Raw genomic sequence first — 14,350 nt, 5'->3', positions numbered from 1 at the left:
CTAGAGGGCGCGAACATTCTCCGCCTTTGATTTTCCCGTTTTCCGGTCCTGGCCGATTTCGTAACTCACGCTTTGCCCTTCTCTTAGAGTGCCTCCGCCCTGGACGGCCGACACGTGTACGAATACATCGGCCCCACCGTTCTCTGGCGTGATGAAGCCAAACCCTTTGTCGTCATTGAAAAGCCTGCAGGATGTAGATCGGCTTCAGTTGCGGATCGGCGCGGTCAAGGGAAGCGGCTACGAACTCTTCCTGTCGCGCAATGGTGGGGCAGGGCAGTTGACCCTGTTCGACAGCTTTCCTGAGGCGATGGCCACACTCGACCAGGGCGCTCTCGATGGTCTTGCAGGCGTCCGGCAGGCGATGAACCCGGTCGCAGCGAGCAATCCCGGCTTCGAGGTCATGGCCGAGCCTTTCATGGCTATTCCGCAAGCGGTCTGGGTCAGCGTCAAGCATGCGCTTGGTTCACAGCTTGTCGCGGCTTCTGTCCGTGAATTGAAGACGGCTGGCTTCGTTCGCCAGTCTCTCGATAAAAGCGGGCATCCAGACGTCAGTGTACCTGCTTAAAACAAAGCCGGTTTGCCTGTCACCCCTACACCAGCCCCTCGCTCAGCGGCGTGGTTGAACCTCAGGCGGGTTTGAACCGCGGAGCGTTGCGGCCTGCGTCGATGTCAGCGGGCGGATGTTTCTCCCGTGGAGAAGCAGGAAGAGCTTGGCCGTCTCCTCCAGTTCCTCGGTTGCGTATTGCGCCTCGAGAAGGGTCTTTCCGGCAACCACCGGGCCGTGATTGGCGAGCAAGACGGCATGGCTGCCGGTCGCCTTTTCGGCAACCGCCTCAGCCAAAGCCTCGTCGCCGGGCGGATAATAAGGCACCAACGGAAGTGTGCCGACCCGCATGACGTAGTAGGCCGTCAGCGGCGGCAGCACGTCGGCGGGGTCGATGTCGTCGAGGATGCTGACAGCCACCGCATGGGTCGAATGGAGATGAACGACCGCGCCGCTCATCGCCCGCTTGCAATACATGCATTGATGCAAGAAGGCTTCCTTGGTCGGCTTGTCGCCATCCTGCCAGATGCCCTCGGCCGAAAAGCGTGACAGACGCTGCGGTTCAAGGCTGCCGAGCGAGGCATTGGTCGGTGTCATCAGGATTTCGCCGCTCGAAAGCCGCGCACTGATATTGCCCGTCGAGCCGAAAGTGAGGCCGCGGTCGAACAGCGATTTGCCCACGGCGACGATCTGGTCGCGCAGCTTGGTCTCTTCGGAAAGGATCGCTGTCATGCCACCAGGCTCCAGGCCTTGAGGAAAAAATCGTCGGCGCCGAAATTGCCGGACTTGAGCGCCAGTGCAACGGGTCGGCTGCCGACACTCACCGTCCACGGCACGCCGGGATCGATTTCCGGCCCGATCCGCAAGGCGGGAACGCCGAGCGCGTTCACGACGGCACCGGACGTTTCCCCGCCGGCGACGATGAAACGGTGAAAACCCTGAGCGCGCAGTTCGGCGGCCACCTGGCCGAGCAGTTCCTCGACAATCTCGCCGGCTGCCTGCCTGCCGAGTGCTTCCTGAGCTGCGGTTACCTCGCTGGGATCGGCGCTGGAATAGACGAGCGGCAAGGGCTCCCTGCGTGATCTGATCCATTCGACTACCGCCTGAGCAGTAGTCTTCCCCGAGGCGATCGACAGCGGATCGATCTTGTGGGCTGGGACGCCGCTGGCTATCGCGGCTGCGACCTGCCGCCGCGTTGCCGCCGAACAGGAGCCGGCAAGGACAACGCCGCGGCCCGCAGGAACCTGGAAACCCATGGTGCCGGATGCCGCTCGCAGCTTGCCGGCCTTGCGAAAGTTCTCGGGCAGGCCAAGCGCGATGCCCGAGCCGCCGGTAATCAGTTTCATGTTGGCCGTGGCCTCGCCGATCAGGCGCAGATGGTCGTCGGTCAGTGCGTCGACGATCACGGCACGGTGGCCGTCTTCTATCGCTTTGTCGAAGGCAGCGCGGATCGCCGCCGCGCCGCGATCAACCGTTTTGAACGGCACCAGCCCGACGCTCGATTTCGACTGGCCGCCGAGAACCTGCACAAGGTTGGAGTCGGTCATCGGGGTCAGCGGATGGTCCTTCATCGGGCTGTCGGAGAGCAGCATGTCGCCGACGAAAAGGTGGCCCTGATAGACCGAGCGCCCATTGGCGGGAAAGGCGGGGCAGGCGATCGTGAGCGGTGCGGCGAGCCTTGTCTGCAGCGCGTCGAGAACCGGGCCGATATTGCCTTCGGGCGTCGAGTCGAAGGTCGAACAATATTTGAAGATGATCTGTTCCGCACCGCCAGCGATCAGCCATTCGGCGGCCGCAAGCGACTGGGCGACAGCGTCGGCCGCCGGAATGGTCCGCGACTTCAGCGCGACGACGATGGCATCCGCATCGCCGATATCGAGGTCTTCATCCGGAACAGCGACCACCTGGATGGTGCGCATGCCCTCGCGCGCCAGCATCAGGGCCAGATCGGTGGCACCGGTCAGATCGTCGGCCACGGCTCCAAGCAGCATTAGGCGGTCCTTTCCGGCTGCGGCACGAATGGCCGCATCCAGCCGAGCCCGTCACTGGTCCGGCCCTTTGGCACGTATTCGCAGCCGATCCAGCCGTGGTAACCAAGACGCTCCAGGGTCGAGAAAATGAAGGGATAGTTGATCTCGCCAGTGCCCGGTTCGTGGCGGCCGGGATTGTCGGCGATCTGGACATGGGCAATGCGCGGCTGCAGCCGCTCGAAATTGCGCACGAGATCGCCTTCCATGACCTGCAGGTGATAGAAATCATATTGCAGGAAGAGATTGTCCGAGCCGACACGCCTGGCTATCTCTTCGTATTTGGCGATGCTCGAGACGACGCAGCCCGGCGTGTCGTGCTGGTTGAGGATTTCCAGCAGAAGCTTGATGCCGTCCTTTGCGAACCGCTCGGCCGCATAACGCAGATTGCCGCAAAGCGTCTCCTCGGCTTCCTCATCCGACATGCCGGCCGGCTTCAGGCCGGCAAGGCAATTGAGCTGCCAGCCACCGAGCGCCTTGGCGTATTCGACAGCCGTTTCCAGTCCGTCGCGAAATTCCTCCTCGCGCCCCGGCAGGCAGGTTATGCCACGCTCGCCGGCATCCCAGTTGCCGAGCGGAAGGTTGAACAGCACCTGCTGCAGGCCATTCTTCTTCAGGCAGTCGGCGAGCACGTCCTTCGGGATATGATAGGCGGCACGGTATTCGACGCCCTTGAACCCATCCGCCGCCGCCGCTTCGAAGCGATCGAGAAAGTCATGCTCGGTATAGAGCTGCGTCAGGTTGGCATTAAATTTCAGCACAGGCGGTATCCTCGGTTCCCCTTAGCCTCAGGAGTAACGATAGGCGGCGCCTACGTCCAATTGCAACATCCTCGCCATTTATTCGATCGACATATTATTCGCGGGATAAAATCGGCCGCCTTTTATATGAGCGATCGAATAAGAGGTCGATCACTTTGAATTGGCGGAAGCGGGCTCCTGCCTCCTATTGTCTGGTGAAACTGACATTGAACCGGCGGGCGATCGGCCGCCGCCATAGGAGCGGGTGATGACGACTTTGAGAGTGTTCCAACAGCCCAGGAGACGCGTTTCACCGAAAACGGTCGATAAGTTCCGCACCGTGCCTGCGGCTGTCATCAGCGACTCGATGTCCCGGCTGGCGGCAGGCGGTGCGGCGCTGCGGCCGATGCATGCCGGCGGCAAGGTGCTCGCAGGACCGGCTTTCACGGTGAAGACACGTCCGGGCGACAATCTCTTCGTCCACAAGGCGATCGATACGGCGATGCCGGGCGATATCATCGTCGTCGATGCGGGCGGCGATCTCACCAATGCGATCGTCGGCGAGATGATGCTGACCCATGCCGAGACCCGCGGCATAGCCGGCGTGGTGATCTACGGCGCGATCCGCGATTACGGCCACGTCAAGAACCACACTTTCCCGGTGTTTGCGGCCGGCGTTACCCATCGCGGCCCGCTGCATGACGGCCCCGGCGAAATCAACGTGCCGATCGCCATCAACGGCATGGTGATCGAGCCCGGCGACCTGATGATCGGCGACGACGACGGCCTGATGTGCATTCCCTACGACGAAACCGAAATCGTCTACGGCCCCGCCGCCAAGCGCCTTGCCGGCGAGAATGCCCAGCGCGAACGGGTCCGCAACGGCACTGTCGACCGCCGCTGGATCGATGACTGCCTCGCCAAGATCGAGTACGCTGTCGAATACCTCTGAGGTCGAAATCATGTCCGCTGCCGTCGACACCAAGCCGGTGCCCGTCTCCATCATGAGCGCACTCATCCTGCGGGCGATCGTCGATGAGACGATCATGCCGGAGTTCGAAAAGACCGGCGGCGCGGCGCGGATGATCTGGGATCCGACAGTCGGCCTGATGCGGCGCATCGCAGAAGGCGAAAAGGCCGATGCGATCGTCGCGATCGATTGGGCGATCGACGATCTGCAGGCCAAGGGCCTCATCGACAATGCCTCGCGCCGACCGTTGGCGCAGGCCTCGGTCGGTGTCGCCGTGCTTGCCGGCGCCCCGAGGCCGGACATCTCCACTGCCGAAGCCCTGCGCCGGACGCTGATCGAGGCGCCGACGCTCGTCTATTCGCGCACCGGCGCTAGCGGCATTTTCTTCGAAAAGATGATCGACGATTTCGGCATCGGCGAAGAGATCAGGGCGAAGGCCCTGGTGGTCAATGCCGGCCTGACGGCGGAAAGGCTCGTGACCGGGGAGGTCGGGCTTGCTATCCAGCAGGTGAGCGAACTACTCGCCGTGCCGGGCACCGATCTTGTCGGCGCCTTTCCGGCGGAACTCAAGGCGACGACGGATTTCAGCCTGGCGGTGTTCGCCGACGCGTCTGATCGGCAAGCCGCCGGGCGGTTTCTCGACCAACTCTACACGCCGTATGCCCGCAAGGCCTATGAGGCGGCCGGGCTAGAACCCCGATTTTGACAGATATGCGAGAACCCCATGCCCGCTAAACCCCGCATCGTCCTGCTCCACGCGACGCCCGTTGCAATGCAGCCCGTCCAGGCCGCCTTCAAGGAGCTCTGGCCGGAGGCCGAACTCGTCAATCTCCTCGACGACTCTTTGAGCCCGGATCGCACGCGCGAACCCGAGCTGACCGAGGCGATGATCGACCGTTTCGTCAATCTCGGCCGTTACGGGCATTCGACCGGTGCCGACGGTATCCTCGTCACCTGCTCGGCCTTCGGCCCGGCGATCGAGAAGATGGCGGCTGAACTGCCAGTTCCGGTGCTGAAGCCGAACGAGGCGATGTTTCACGCGGCCGTCGCCAAAGGCAAGCGGATCGGCATGATCGCTACTTTCGGTCCTTCGGTCGGGACGATGACCGACGAATTCGACGAATACACCGCCGAGGTCGGCTCGTCGGCGAACCTGAAGACTATCCTCGTTGCGGATGCGATGACGGCGCTCAAGGCCGGCGACGCGGCGACCCACAACCGGCTGATCGCCGAGCGGGCACCGGAACTCGACGACGTCGACACGATCATGCTGGCCCATTTCTCGACGTCGCAGGCTGCCGAAGCGGTCCGACAGCGGGTCAGCATTCCGGTGCTGAGTGCACCTGGTGCCGCGGTCATCCGCATGCGGGAACTGATCGAGGGATAAGGCCTCGCCATCCCCGGCTCCGGAAAAGAGAGAAGGTGCCGTTGGCCTGTTATCGCGGACGCTCGGATTTCTGTGACAGTCTGGCGATGGCGGCAGCATCGACTTCCTGTATCCGCTTGGCGATCGCCGGCGGTATCTGCTGCAATGCATCGAGCGTCGCGATGTCGGCGGTTGCCGGAGAGCCGGAATAAGGAGGCTCCGGCTCATATTCCATCTGCAGCTGAATCCTGCGGGCGACGTCTTCTCCCGCGAGCCTCGCAACCAGCTCAAGCCCGAAGTTGATTCCGGCCGTGACCCCGCCTCTCGTCACTCGCTCTCTGTCGAATACGACCCGCCGGTCTATCGGCCTGCACCGTAGGCTGAAAGACGATGCCGCGCCGACCAGTGCGTGGTGCATTCGTAGCCCTTGAGGAGCCCCGCCGCTGCCAGGACCAGAGTGCCGGTGCAGACGGCCGTCATGAACTGGAAGCCGGGTTCGATATCGCGCAGGAACGAAAAGGCGATCGTTTTCCATCGCATCCAGATGCCCCGGGCCGCCCGGTACGACCACGATGTCAAGCCCGCCGCACTCGGCATAGGTCAGTGTCGGAAGAATGCTCAACCCCCCGCTGGCGCTGCGAACAGGAGCAAGATCGTTGCTCAGCAGATGGCAACTGTATTCGGAAGTCGCGTCGGGACCTCCAAGGTTCCGTCAAATCAAGCTGGGTCAGCCCGGCGAACAGGACGAAGCCTATGTGACGAACTGGTATGTTCTCGGACAAGATGCGCTCTCTCCAAACGATGCGATCCAGCATCAATACCCGGCGGTGGATGATCTATCCAGGTGAGGGGTGGTCCTATGCTCTGCCGATGACGTTGCGCGCCCAGTCGCCGATGATGCTGACCGTCAGCGTGCAGAGGAAGATGGTGATCCCAGGCACTACGGCGATCCACCAGCCGGTCAGGAGGTAGGAACGGCCGAAACCGAGCATGTTGCCGAGGCTGCTCATCGGCGGCTGGATGCCGAGGCCGAGGAAGCTCAGCGAGGTTTCGAGCAGGATCACTTCCGGAAAGTTGATGGTGGCGGTGACGAGCAGCGTGCTGGCGATATTGGGCAACACGTGGCGTAGGTAGATGCGCGGCCAGGGAAAGCCGAGCGTGTTCATTGCCAGCACATAACCGCGGCCGCGGGACGCAAGCGTCATGGCGCGCGACAGGCGGGCAAAACGCTCCCAGCCGAACATGCCGAGAATGAAGATGAACAGGAAGATATTGTTGCCGAAGAAAGCGGTCAGCGTCAGCGAGACGATGATGAACGGCACCGAGGCCTGGGCATCGACGGCGGCGACGATCAGCTGATCGACCCAGCCGCGGAAATGCGCGGCAAGGATGCCGAGCGTCGTGCCGATGAAGGCGGAGATGATCGTGGCACCGAGCGCCAGCGCCAGGCTGGTGCGCAGCGACGCCACGAGCCGCAGGAAGATGTCGCGGCCGAGGTCGTCGGTGCCGAGGAAATGTGCCCAGGTGCCGCCGAAGCCGACAGGCGGCTTGAGACGCGTCAGCAGGTTCACCTTGGCTTCGCTGACGCCGGGCAGGAAGGGCACGATGATGATCAGCGACAGACAGACGACGAGCCAGAGGATCGAAATCTGCGCCGCGAGCGGCATTCCCGGAAAGCGGCGGGCAGGTTTTTCTGAAGCGACGACGGACATGGCGGCCTCCGGTCAGTTGTTATGGGCAAGTGCGGTGCGCGGATCGAGCTTTGCATAGGCCAGATCGACGATGAGGTTGGTGGCGATCATCAGGAAGGCGACCATCATGATGATCACCTGCAGCACCGCCAAATCGCGCTGGGCGACGGAATCGACGATCAGCCGGCCGACACCGGGCCAGCCGAACACCGATTCCACCACCGAGCCGGCTGCGATCATGCTGCCGACCAGGAGAGGCGTGATGGTCACGAGCGGCAGCATCGCGTTCGGGATCACGTGGTGGAGAAAGATCTGGAATTCGCCGAGCCCGCGCGCTCGGGCTGAGGTGACGCAGCTGAGCCGCAGGGCATCAAGCACGGCCGAACGCACGAAGCGGGTGAAGATCGCAGCTTTCGCCAGGCCGATCGTCAGCACCGGCATGATCAGATTCTGCCACGAGCCGTAACCGTTCGAGGGCAGGAGGCGCAGGTTGACCGACAACAGCAGGATCAGCGCCAGGCCAAGCACGAAATTGGGGAGCGCGAAGCCGACCGTCGACAGCGACATGATCGTCCGGTCGAGCCGTCCGCCGTTGTCGATCGCGGCAAGCGCGCCGACCGGCACACCGACGACGATCATCACCACGGCGCTGCAGCCGACCAGCTGCAAGGTCGCCGGCAGGCGTTCCAGCACAACCGAAAGCGCGTCCCGATTGCTCATGTTCGAGATGCCGAAGGCGCCATGGAAGACGTTGTTCACATAGGTGAAATACTGCTGCAGGATTGTGCCGGTATAACCCCATTGCTCGCGATAGGCATCGAGCGCCGCCTGGGTCGTATCGTCCGGATTGAAGATCGCCAGGATCGGGTCGCCCGTGGCGCGCAGGGCCACGAAGACAAGCGTGACGATCACCCAGAGAGACACAGCCGCGCGCAGCAGGCGAGTGAGCAACAGCATGGTCAGATCCTCCCGTTGGTGGCGATGGCGCCATGCGGTTCGAGTTGCCGAACCTGCACGGCCGTCTTGCCAGGCATGGCGTCGATCAGCATCTGCGTATATGCGTGACGGTTGCCGTCGGTGAACAGCGACACCGGAATGTCCTCGATCACCTCGCCATTGCGCAGCACGACCACCTGGTCGGCGATCTCGAAGACGACGCGGAGATCGTGGGTGATCAAGAGGATGGCGATGCCGAGGCGTTCGCGCAGCCGCTGGAAACATTCGAGGATGTGCTTCTGGATCCGAACGTCGACCGCTGAAAGCGGTTCGTCGGCGATTAGCACATCGGGTTTCAAAAGAAGCGCGCGGGCGATGACGACGCGCTGCGCTTCGCCGCCGCTGAGATAGGTCGGCCGCCGTTCGAGCACATCGGCGCCGAGCCCGACATCCTGGATGATCTGGGCGATATGGGCCTTGCGGGCCGCGGCGTCCCACCAGCCATGCACCTTCAGCACCTCGTGGAGCTGGTCATCGACCTTCATCAGCGGGTCGAGGGAATCGCGCGGATGCTGGAAGACCATCTGGACGTTGAGCTTCGGCGAGCCGCTCTGCTCGGAGGCGTGGGTGGTGATGCGGCCGGAATCCGGCGAGACGAGGCCGAGCGCCATCTTGGCGGCGGTCGTCTTGCCGCTGCCGCTTTCGCCGACCAGCGCGACGATCTCGCCGCGATGGACGGTGAACGACATCGACTTGGCAGCCGGCACGCCGATCCCGGACTTGCGGTCGCGTGCGGTGGAATAAAAGGTCTTGTTGACGTCGTCGAAGGTCAGCGCCAGCGGGTTGTGGCGCAGCTTGCCGGTCTCGCGGTCGGGCCATTCGACACTCGCTGCATTGAAGAGCTCGCGGGAATATTCGGCCTTCGGCGCATTGACGATTTCGGCCGTCGGCCCCTGTTCGACCAGCCGGCCCTTGTGCATGACGGCGATATGGGTCGCCCGGTCGCGGACGATGCCGAGATCGTGAGTGACCAGCAGGACGGTCAGGTTGTTCTTGCGCCGCATTTCGTCGATCAGATCGAGCACTTCCGCCTGCACCGACATGTCGAGCGCGGTGGTTGGCTCGTCGGCGATCAGCAGCGCCGGATCGCCGAGCATGGCAAGCGCGATCATGACGCGCTGGTTGAGGCCGCCGGAAAGCTGGTGCGGATAGATGTCGAGCCGTTGCTCGGCCATCGGGATATGCACGCCCTTCAGTGCATCGATGGCGCGGGTGCGCAATTCGTCGCCGCGGGCCGAAGGATAATAGAGCCGGAGCGTTTCCAGCATCTGCGAGCCGATCGTCCGGACCGGGTTGAGGGCCGCCAGCGGATCCTGGAAGACCATGCCAACCGACTTGCGCCGGAACTGGATCAACTGCGATCTCGACAACGACCAGACGTCCTGGCCGTCGATGACGATCCTGCCCTTGAATTCCGGCTTGAACGGCAGAAGCCGTATCATGCTGTGACAGGTAATACTCTTTCCGCTTCCACTTTCGCCGACGAGCGCGAAATAGCCGCCCTTGGCGATTTCGAAGGACACGTCTTCGACCAGCGGGATGGGTTGGTCGCCGCCAAGGGCAATGCCCAGGTTCTCGACGCGGCAGACCCGCTCCGCAATCCTATCGGAATTCATCCGTTCAACCCTGCAGACAATTGACTTTCATGATGCAATCGCTGCGGTGCCCTCTGTCCAAGGGCGCCGCAGTATTCAAATGTGTGCATAAACAAACCCGGAAATCCATCCGTTTTGTGCAATGCACTCACGCAAGCGACGCTCCGCGGAAATCCATGTAGACCGACGGGATCGGCTTCCACTTGATGGACTTCTTCTTGCCGTAGAACACACCCATCGTATGCAGGATGATGCCCGGCGGGTCGGCGTCGAAAATGTCCATCATCTTGGCGAAGGCCTGCTTGCGTTCGTTGAGGTCGATGCTCGACTGGAGCTTGTCGCCGAGCGTGAAGAACTCCTCATTGGTCCAGACGTCCTTCTGCGACCGGTCGTAGGAACGCCACAGGCCGAAGAGCGGGTCGTTGACCAGAACCGGATCGACGCCGTTGCGCATGCCGACGCCGGGATAGGCCATCATCTGCGCGAAGTTTTCGACGATCTGCAGGTCGATCTTGACGCCGATCTGCTCCCACATCGACACGACGATCTGCGCCGTTGCGAGTTCCGGGCCGTAAGCCGCGGTGCGGATGCGGTAGGGGATGGCCTGTCCCTTGTAGCCGGCGGCGTCGAGAAGCTTCTTGGCTTCCGTCGGATCGTATTTGTAAGCCGGTCGTAACGCATCGAAGAACGGACCGTAGGCTGGCAGCTGGTGGCCGTGCGGCACGTCGACCTTGCCCTGCCAGAGCGCATCGACGATCGCCTGGCGGTCGACCGCAAGCCCAAGCGCCTTGCGGACACGGCCATCCTTCAGCACTTCGTTGCGGGTGTCGAACTTGATGATGCGCAGGCTAGCAACCGTGCCGCCGACGATTTCAAGGCTGCTGTCGCGGGTGACGGCATCGAACTGGTCGGCCGGCACGTCGGTAATGATGTCGAAATCGTTGCTGGCAAGGCCGGCGATACGCGACGACAGTTCCGGCGAGGAACTATAGGTCAGCGTCTCGATATTCGGCTTGCCGCCCCAATATTGCGCGAAAGCCTTGAGCCTTACGGCATCAGGTGAAAGGGATTCGACCGAAAACGGGCCGGTGCCGACCGGCTTGCGGGCAAAACCGGCAAAACCGCCGGCCGCTTCGAAGGCCTTCTTGCTGACGATCTGGCTGCCCCAGGCGGTCAGACGCAGTTCCAGTGCCGGGTCCGCAACCTTGGAGGTGACGCGAACGGTCTTGGCATCGACCGCATCGACCGCCTTGATGGTCGAGAGGAACTGCTGGGCAACGCCGTAGCCCGAGGACTTCGGGTCGAACATCCGGCCGAAGCTGAACGAAAAGACGACGTCGTCGACGGTCAGCGGCGAACCGTCGTGAAAGAGCACGCCCTGGCGGAGCACAAGTTCGATCGTCTGGGCATCGATACGCTTCCAGCTTTCGGCCAGCGCCGGCTTCAGGGCGCCATCACCGGCATAGTTCACCGTCAGCAGCGTGTCGTAGATGTTGAGCATGGTCCGGTAGCCCGGATTGGTTTGGTAGAGCAGGGGATCGAGCTGCTTCGGCAGTTCGTCGAGCGCGACCCTCAAAGTGCTGCTGCCGGCAGCCTGGGCGAAACAGATCGTCGGTGCGCCGAGCAGGCCGTAAGCTGCTCCCGCACCCAGGAGAGTCATGGCGGATCGTCTGGTGATTTGCATTTTTTGTTCCCCGAGAACGTGTTGGTCATTCATGACTGACATTTGTCAGGACTATTCTTATTGGATCTGTCTGCACGCGGCGGGCGTTCTGGCCATGCTGACCTGCCGGACCGCTGTCATTCTGGCTGTCGGCGGGGAACCCTGACGCTTATCGATGCGCCTTGTCCGGCTTGTCCGACGGTTGTTGATACTCACGTTAAGGGTACGGACTTATTCCAGTCCAATACGGATTGCTGCGCTTCTTATTGTCTCTCAATATATGTTCCGGGACGAAACCTCGATCGACCCAAATGAATGAGCGCCTAGCTCGCGAGATTCTCGATGAGCTCGCCGATGAATTCCTGGTCGGATGTGGTGACGAACAGATCGGCGACCTTCTGGATCGCCATCAGCGTCTTGTTCGGCTCGCCGTCGGATCGGGCGTCCGGTTCCTCCAGCACCACGAATGACAGCATCGAGGCGGTTCTTTCGGTCTGGAAGGGGAACCGGACGTCCTCGCCCTTCTGGTAGACGACGATCACCGCATTGGGCCGGATGCCGTTCACCGGCTCGTCCATCGGCTGGCGCCTGTCCGGATCGAGCGATCCGGTCGTCAGGATATTGTCACGCTTGCGGTTGAACTCGGCGATGAGGCTCTCGGCGCTCCTGCCGATCGCCAGCACCTTGACATAGCGCGGCTGCGAATTGCGGTAGTCTTCGATCCGTTGCCCCGGCCGTCCGCCGAGAAAGCTTTGTACGATCATCCATAGTCTCCCGGCGCAAGGCGCCAAATCTCAATCCATAAACCGGCCGCCCGATAGGTTCAGGCATTCACCCGTGACGAAACCGGCATTGCGCGCGGCAAGGAAAAGGACCGCATGCGCCGCTTCCTCGCTGCGGCCGAATCGGCCGACGGGAATGGCACCCTTCAGTCGCGTCCGCTTCTCCTCCGTCATAGTCTTCACCTGCGGCTCGAAAAGGGCCGTGGCGATGCCGTTGACGGTGACGCCATGCTCCGCCGTTTCCGCCGCAAGCACGCGCGCGAAGGCGAGCAGCCCGCCTTTCGCCGCCGCATAGGGCGCGACGTCGTGGTGAACGCCGGTCTTTGCCGACATGCTGGCAAACACGATGATGCGGCCATAACCCGCCTTCACCATGTGCCGGGCAGCTTCCTGCATCTGCAGCGCGGGGCTCACCATTTCCTCTTCGGCGACGCTGCGCATCTCCTCGGGCGTCATGTCGAGCACCGGCTTGTTCTTCACCGGGCGGGAGGAGACCACGAGGATATCGAGACCGCCAAGCTTTTCGATGCAGCTTTCGATGAGATCCGCAGGCAGACCAACGGAAGCGATATGCTCGCCGGCCGGCGCATTTGCGTCGTCAGTCAGCACTGTGGCTCCGGCCTCAGCAAGGGCAGAGACGACCGCAGGGCCGACGCCGTAACCCGCGCCGATGACCACGGCGCGCTGGCCGGTCAGGTCGGTTGTGGCGAGGTGGGCGATGTCGATGGCGTTCATGACTTAACCTTTTGCGAGCTGGGCGAGACTGGTCGCCGGATCGGCAAGCGCCGCATCCGGCACCGGCGTGCCGTTCAGGATCAGTTGCTTGATGAAGCGGATGTCGCGCGGATTGTTCATGCTGTTGCCGGCGACGACTTTTTCGCCGTGCATATAAATCGCCGTGAACTTGCCGCTATCGCGCTCCCCGCGCCAGACGATCCTGTCCCAGGTGGTAGGCGCACCGATGATCTGGAGATTGGTGTCGTATTGATCCGACCAGAACCACGGCAGATCCGCATAAGGGGTTGCCGTTCCGGCAATTGCCTTGGCAACCGCGATTCCCTGGTTCTGGGCGTTCTGCCAGCTTTCCAGCCGCAGGCTGCGGCCGAGCAGCGGGTTGAAGTGCCGCGTCACGTCGCCGACGGCGAAGATTTTCGGGTCGTCGGTGCGGCCGAAAGCGTTGACGATGATGCCGTCGTCGCAGGCAAGGTGGGCCGCTTCCGCCAGATCGGTATTGGGTACCGCGCCGATCCCGACGATGACGAGGTTGGCTGGAAGGCGTTCGCCCGAACCAAGCACCACGACAGCCTGCTCGCCCCCTGCCTCGATCTTTTCGATTGCCGCCGAGAAACGGAAGTCGACGCCGCGGGCGGAGTGGCCGGCTGCGATGATTTCCGCGACGGACCTATCGATCACCCGCCCCATCGCATGCGGGGCAGCATCGATGATCGTGACTGCACAGCCAGCCTCGATCGCGACCGCTGCAAATTCGAGACCGATGAAGCCGGCGCCGATCGCCACCACTTTACTCCCCGGCTTCAGCCAGGTGGCGATCTTTTCCACGTCCGCGATGGTGCGCAGCGTATGGACTTGCGGCAGGTCGGCGCCTTCGACGGGAAGCGGGCGCGGTCGACAACCCGTCGCCAGCACCAGCGTCCCGTAATCGAGGTTCGAACCGTCATCGAGCGTCAGGCTGTTGCGGTCGCGATTGATATGCCGAACCCGCCGGTTGAGCATCAGCTCGATGCGGTTGTCCGCGTAGAAGGTTTCCGGCTTGATATAGGCGCTTTCGATCCCGGCCTTGCCGGCGAGGATCGCCTTGGACAGCGGCGGGCGCTCATAGGGCGGATGGGCCTCGTCGCCGATCAGCACGATCCGCCGGTCGGGATCGAGGCTGCGCAGTGTGATTGCCACCCAGGCGCCGGCCTGTCCGGCGCCGACGATCACCACTGTTTCGCGGTCGCTTTGCATGGTGCTTT

17 protein-coding genes are annotated in these 14,350 nt (G+C 62.6%); 4 read left to right on the top strand and 13 right to left on the bottom strand.

From position 1 onward, the window contains the following. On the bottom strand, positions 1-153 hold the full coding sequence (locus C5J22_RS02190; protein ID WP_105436959.1) for a cold-shock protein: 153 nt from the start codon (positions 151-153) through the stop codon (positions 1-3). Here C5J22_RS02190 and C5J22_RS02185 point away from each other — a divergent pair. Next, the gene (locus C5J22_RS02185) at positions 149-565 is read left to right on the top strand and encodes a hypothetical protein (protein WP_371412526.1); all 417 of its coding nucleotides are present in this window, start codon (positions 149-151) and stop codon (positions 563-565) included. The two genes, C5J22_RS02190 and C5J22_RS02185, sit on opposite strands and share 5 nt — an antisense overlap. 42 nt (positions 566-607) lie before the next feature. On the opposite strand, the gene otnC is transcribed toward C5J22_RS02185, so the two are convergent. The 3 genes from otnC to otnI are packed head-to-tail and all read right to left on the bottom strand — an operon-like array spanning position 608 to position 3,332. Then, a complete protein-coding gene (gene otnC, locus C5J22_RS02180) occupies positions 608-1,276 on the bottom strand; it encodes a 3-oxo-tetronate 4-phosphate decarboxylase (RefSeq protein WP_105436958.1) in 669 nt (222 codons plus the stop codon). After that, positions 1,273-2,535, bottom strand: coding sequence for a 3-oxo-tetronate kinase (gene otnK, locus C5J22_RS02175; protein WP_105436957.1), 1,263 nt, complete (start codon positions 2,533-2,535; stop codon positions 1,273-1,275). Before otnK ends, otnC begins: the two co-directional genes overlap by 4 nt. Next, positions 2,535-3,332, bottom strand: coding sequence for a 2-oxo-tetronate isomerase (otnI, locus tag C5J22_RS02170; protein ID WP_105436956.1), 798 nt, complete (start codon positions 3,330-3,332; stop codon positions 2,535-2,537). The genes otnK and otnI overlap by 1 nt, the downstream gene beginning before the upstream one ends. A 247-nt stretch (positions 3,333-3,579) precedes the next feature. Here otnI and C5J22_RS02165 point away from each other — a divergent pair, with 247 nt between their 5' ends. From C5J22_RS02165 to C5J22_RS02155, 3 genes are read left to right on the top strand one after another with little or no spacing between them, the layout of a single operon-like run. After that, positions 3,580-4,263 carry an RraA family protein gene (locus C5J22_RS02165; RefSeq protein WP_105436955.1) on the top strand — a complete coding sequence of 228 codons (684 nt, stop codon included), beginning with the start codon at positions 3,580-3,582 and terminating at the stop codon, positions 4,261-4,263. Positions 4,264-4,273: 10 nt separating this feature from the next. Then, positions 4,274-4,987 carry a substrate-binding domain-containing protein gene (locus C5J22_RS02160; protein WP_105436954.1) on the top strand — a complete coding sequence of 238 codons (714 nt, stop codon included), beginning with the start codon at positions 4,274-4,276 and terminating at the stop codon, positions 4,985-4,987. Positions 4,988-5,005: 18 nt separating this feature from the next. After that, positions 5,006-5,668 (top strand): aspartate/glutamate racemase family protein, encoded by a 663-nt coding sequence (locus C5J22_RS02155; RefSeq protein ID WP_105436953.1) that lies wholly within the window; start codon positions 5,006-5,008, stop codon positions 5,666-5,668. A gap of 49 nt (positions 5,669-5,717) precedes the next feature. Here C5J22_RS02155 and C5J22_RS30960 read toward each other — a convergent pair whose 3' ends face one another. From C5J22_RS30960 to C5J22_RS02115, 9 genes are all read right to left on the bottom strand, one after another. Beyond that, a complete protein-coding gene (locus tag C5J22_RS30960; protein WP_172746479.1) occupies positions 5,718-5,978 on the bottom strand; it encodes a hypothetical protein in 261 nt (86 codons plus the stop codon). Positions 5,979-6,007: 29 nt separating this feature from the next. Then, complete coding sequence (locus C5J22_RS30955; RefSeq protein WP_172746478.1) at positions 6,008-6,187, bottom strand: DJ-1/PfpI family protein; 180 nt, start codon at positions 6,185-6,187, stop codon at positions 6,008-6,010. A gap of 317 nt (positions 6,188-6,504) precedes the next feature. After that, entirely contained in the window at positions 6,505-7,359 is an 855-nt protein-coding gene (locus C5J22_RS02145) for an ABC transporter permease (protein WP_105436952.1), read from the bottom strand. 12 nt (positions 7,360-7,371) lie between these two features. After that, complete coding sequence (locus tag C5J22_RS02140; RefSeq protein ID WP_105436951.1) at positions 7,372-8,295, bottom strand: ABC transporter permease; 924 nt, start codon at positions 8,293-8,295, stop codon at positions 7,372-7,374. A gap of 2 nt (positions 8,296-8,297) precedes the next feature. Next, the gene (locus tag C5J22_RS02135) at positions 8,298-9,950 is read right to left on the bottom strand and encodes an ABC transporter ATP-binding protein (protein WP_105436950.1); all 1,653 of its coding nucleotides are present in this window, start codon (positions 9,948-9,950) and stop codon (positions 8,298-8,300) included. Positions 9,951-10,077: 127 nt separating this feature from the next. Next, positions 10,078-11,613: an ABC transporter substrate-binding protein gene (locus C5J22_RS02130; RefSeq protein WP_105436949.1), complete on the bottom strand. Its 1,536-nt coding sequence runs from the start codon at positions 11,611-11,613 to the stop codon at positions 10,078-10,080. 302 nt (positions 11,614-11,915) lie between these two features. Beyond that, the gene (locus C5J22_RS02125) at positions 11,916-12,356 is read right to left on the bottom strand and encodes a hypothetical protein (protein WP_105436948.1); all 441 of its coding nucleotides are present in this window, start codon (positions 12,354-12,356) and stop codon (positions 11,916-11,918) included. 30 nt (positions 12,357-12,386) lie between these two features. Next, complete coding sequence (locus tag C5J22_RS02120; protein ID WP_105436947.1) at positions 12,387-13,109, bottom strand: SDR family NAD(P)-dependent oxidoreductase; 723 nt, start codon at positions 13,107-13,109, stop codon at positions 12,387-12,389. 3 nt (positions 13,110-13,112) lie between these two features. Then, positions 13,113-14,342, bottom strand: coding sequence for an NAD(P)/FAD-dependent oxidoreductase (locus C5J22_RS02115; protein ID WP_105436946.1), 1,230 nt, complete (start codon positions 14,340-14,342; stop codon positions 13,113-13,115). Positions 14,343-14,350 lie beyond the last annotated feature (8 nt).

It is taken from the genome of Neorhizobium sp. T25_13 (genome assembly GCF_002968675.1).
GTDB lineage: Bacteria > Pseudomonadota > Alphaproteobacteria > Rhizobiales > Rhizobiaceae > Neorhizobium > Neorhizobium tomejilense.
Note: the sequence above shows the minus strand (reverse complement) of the source record. Positions and strands in the feature narration are given on the sequence as shown.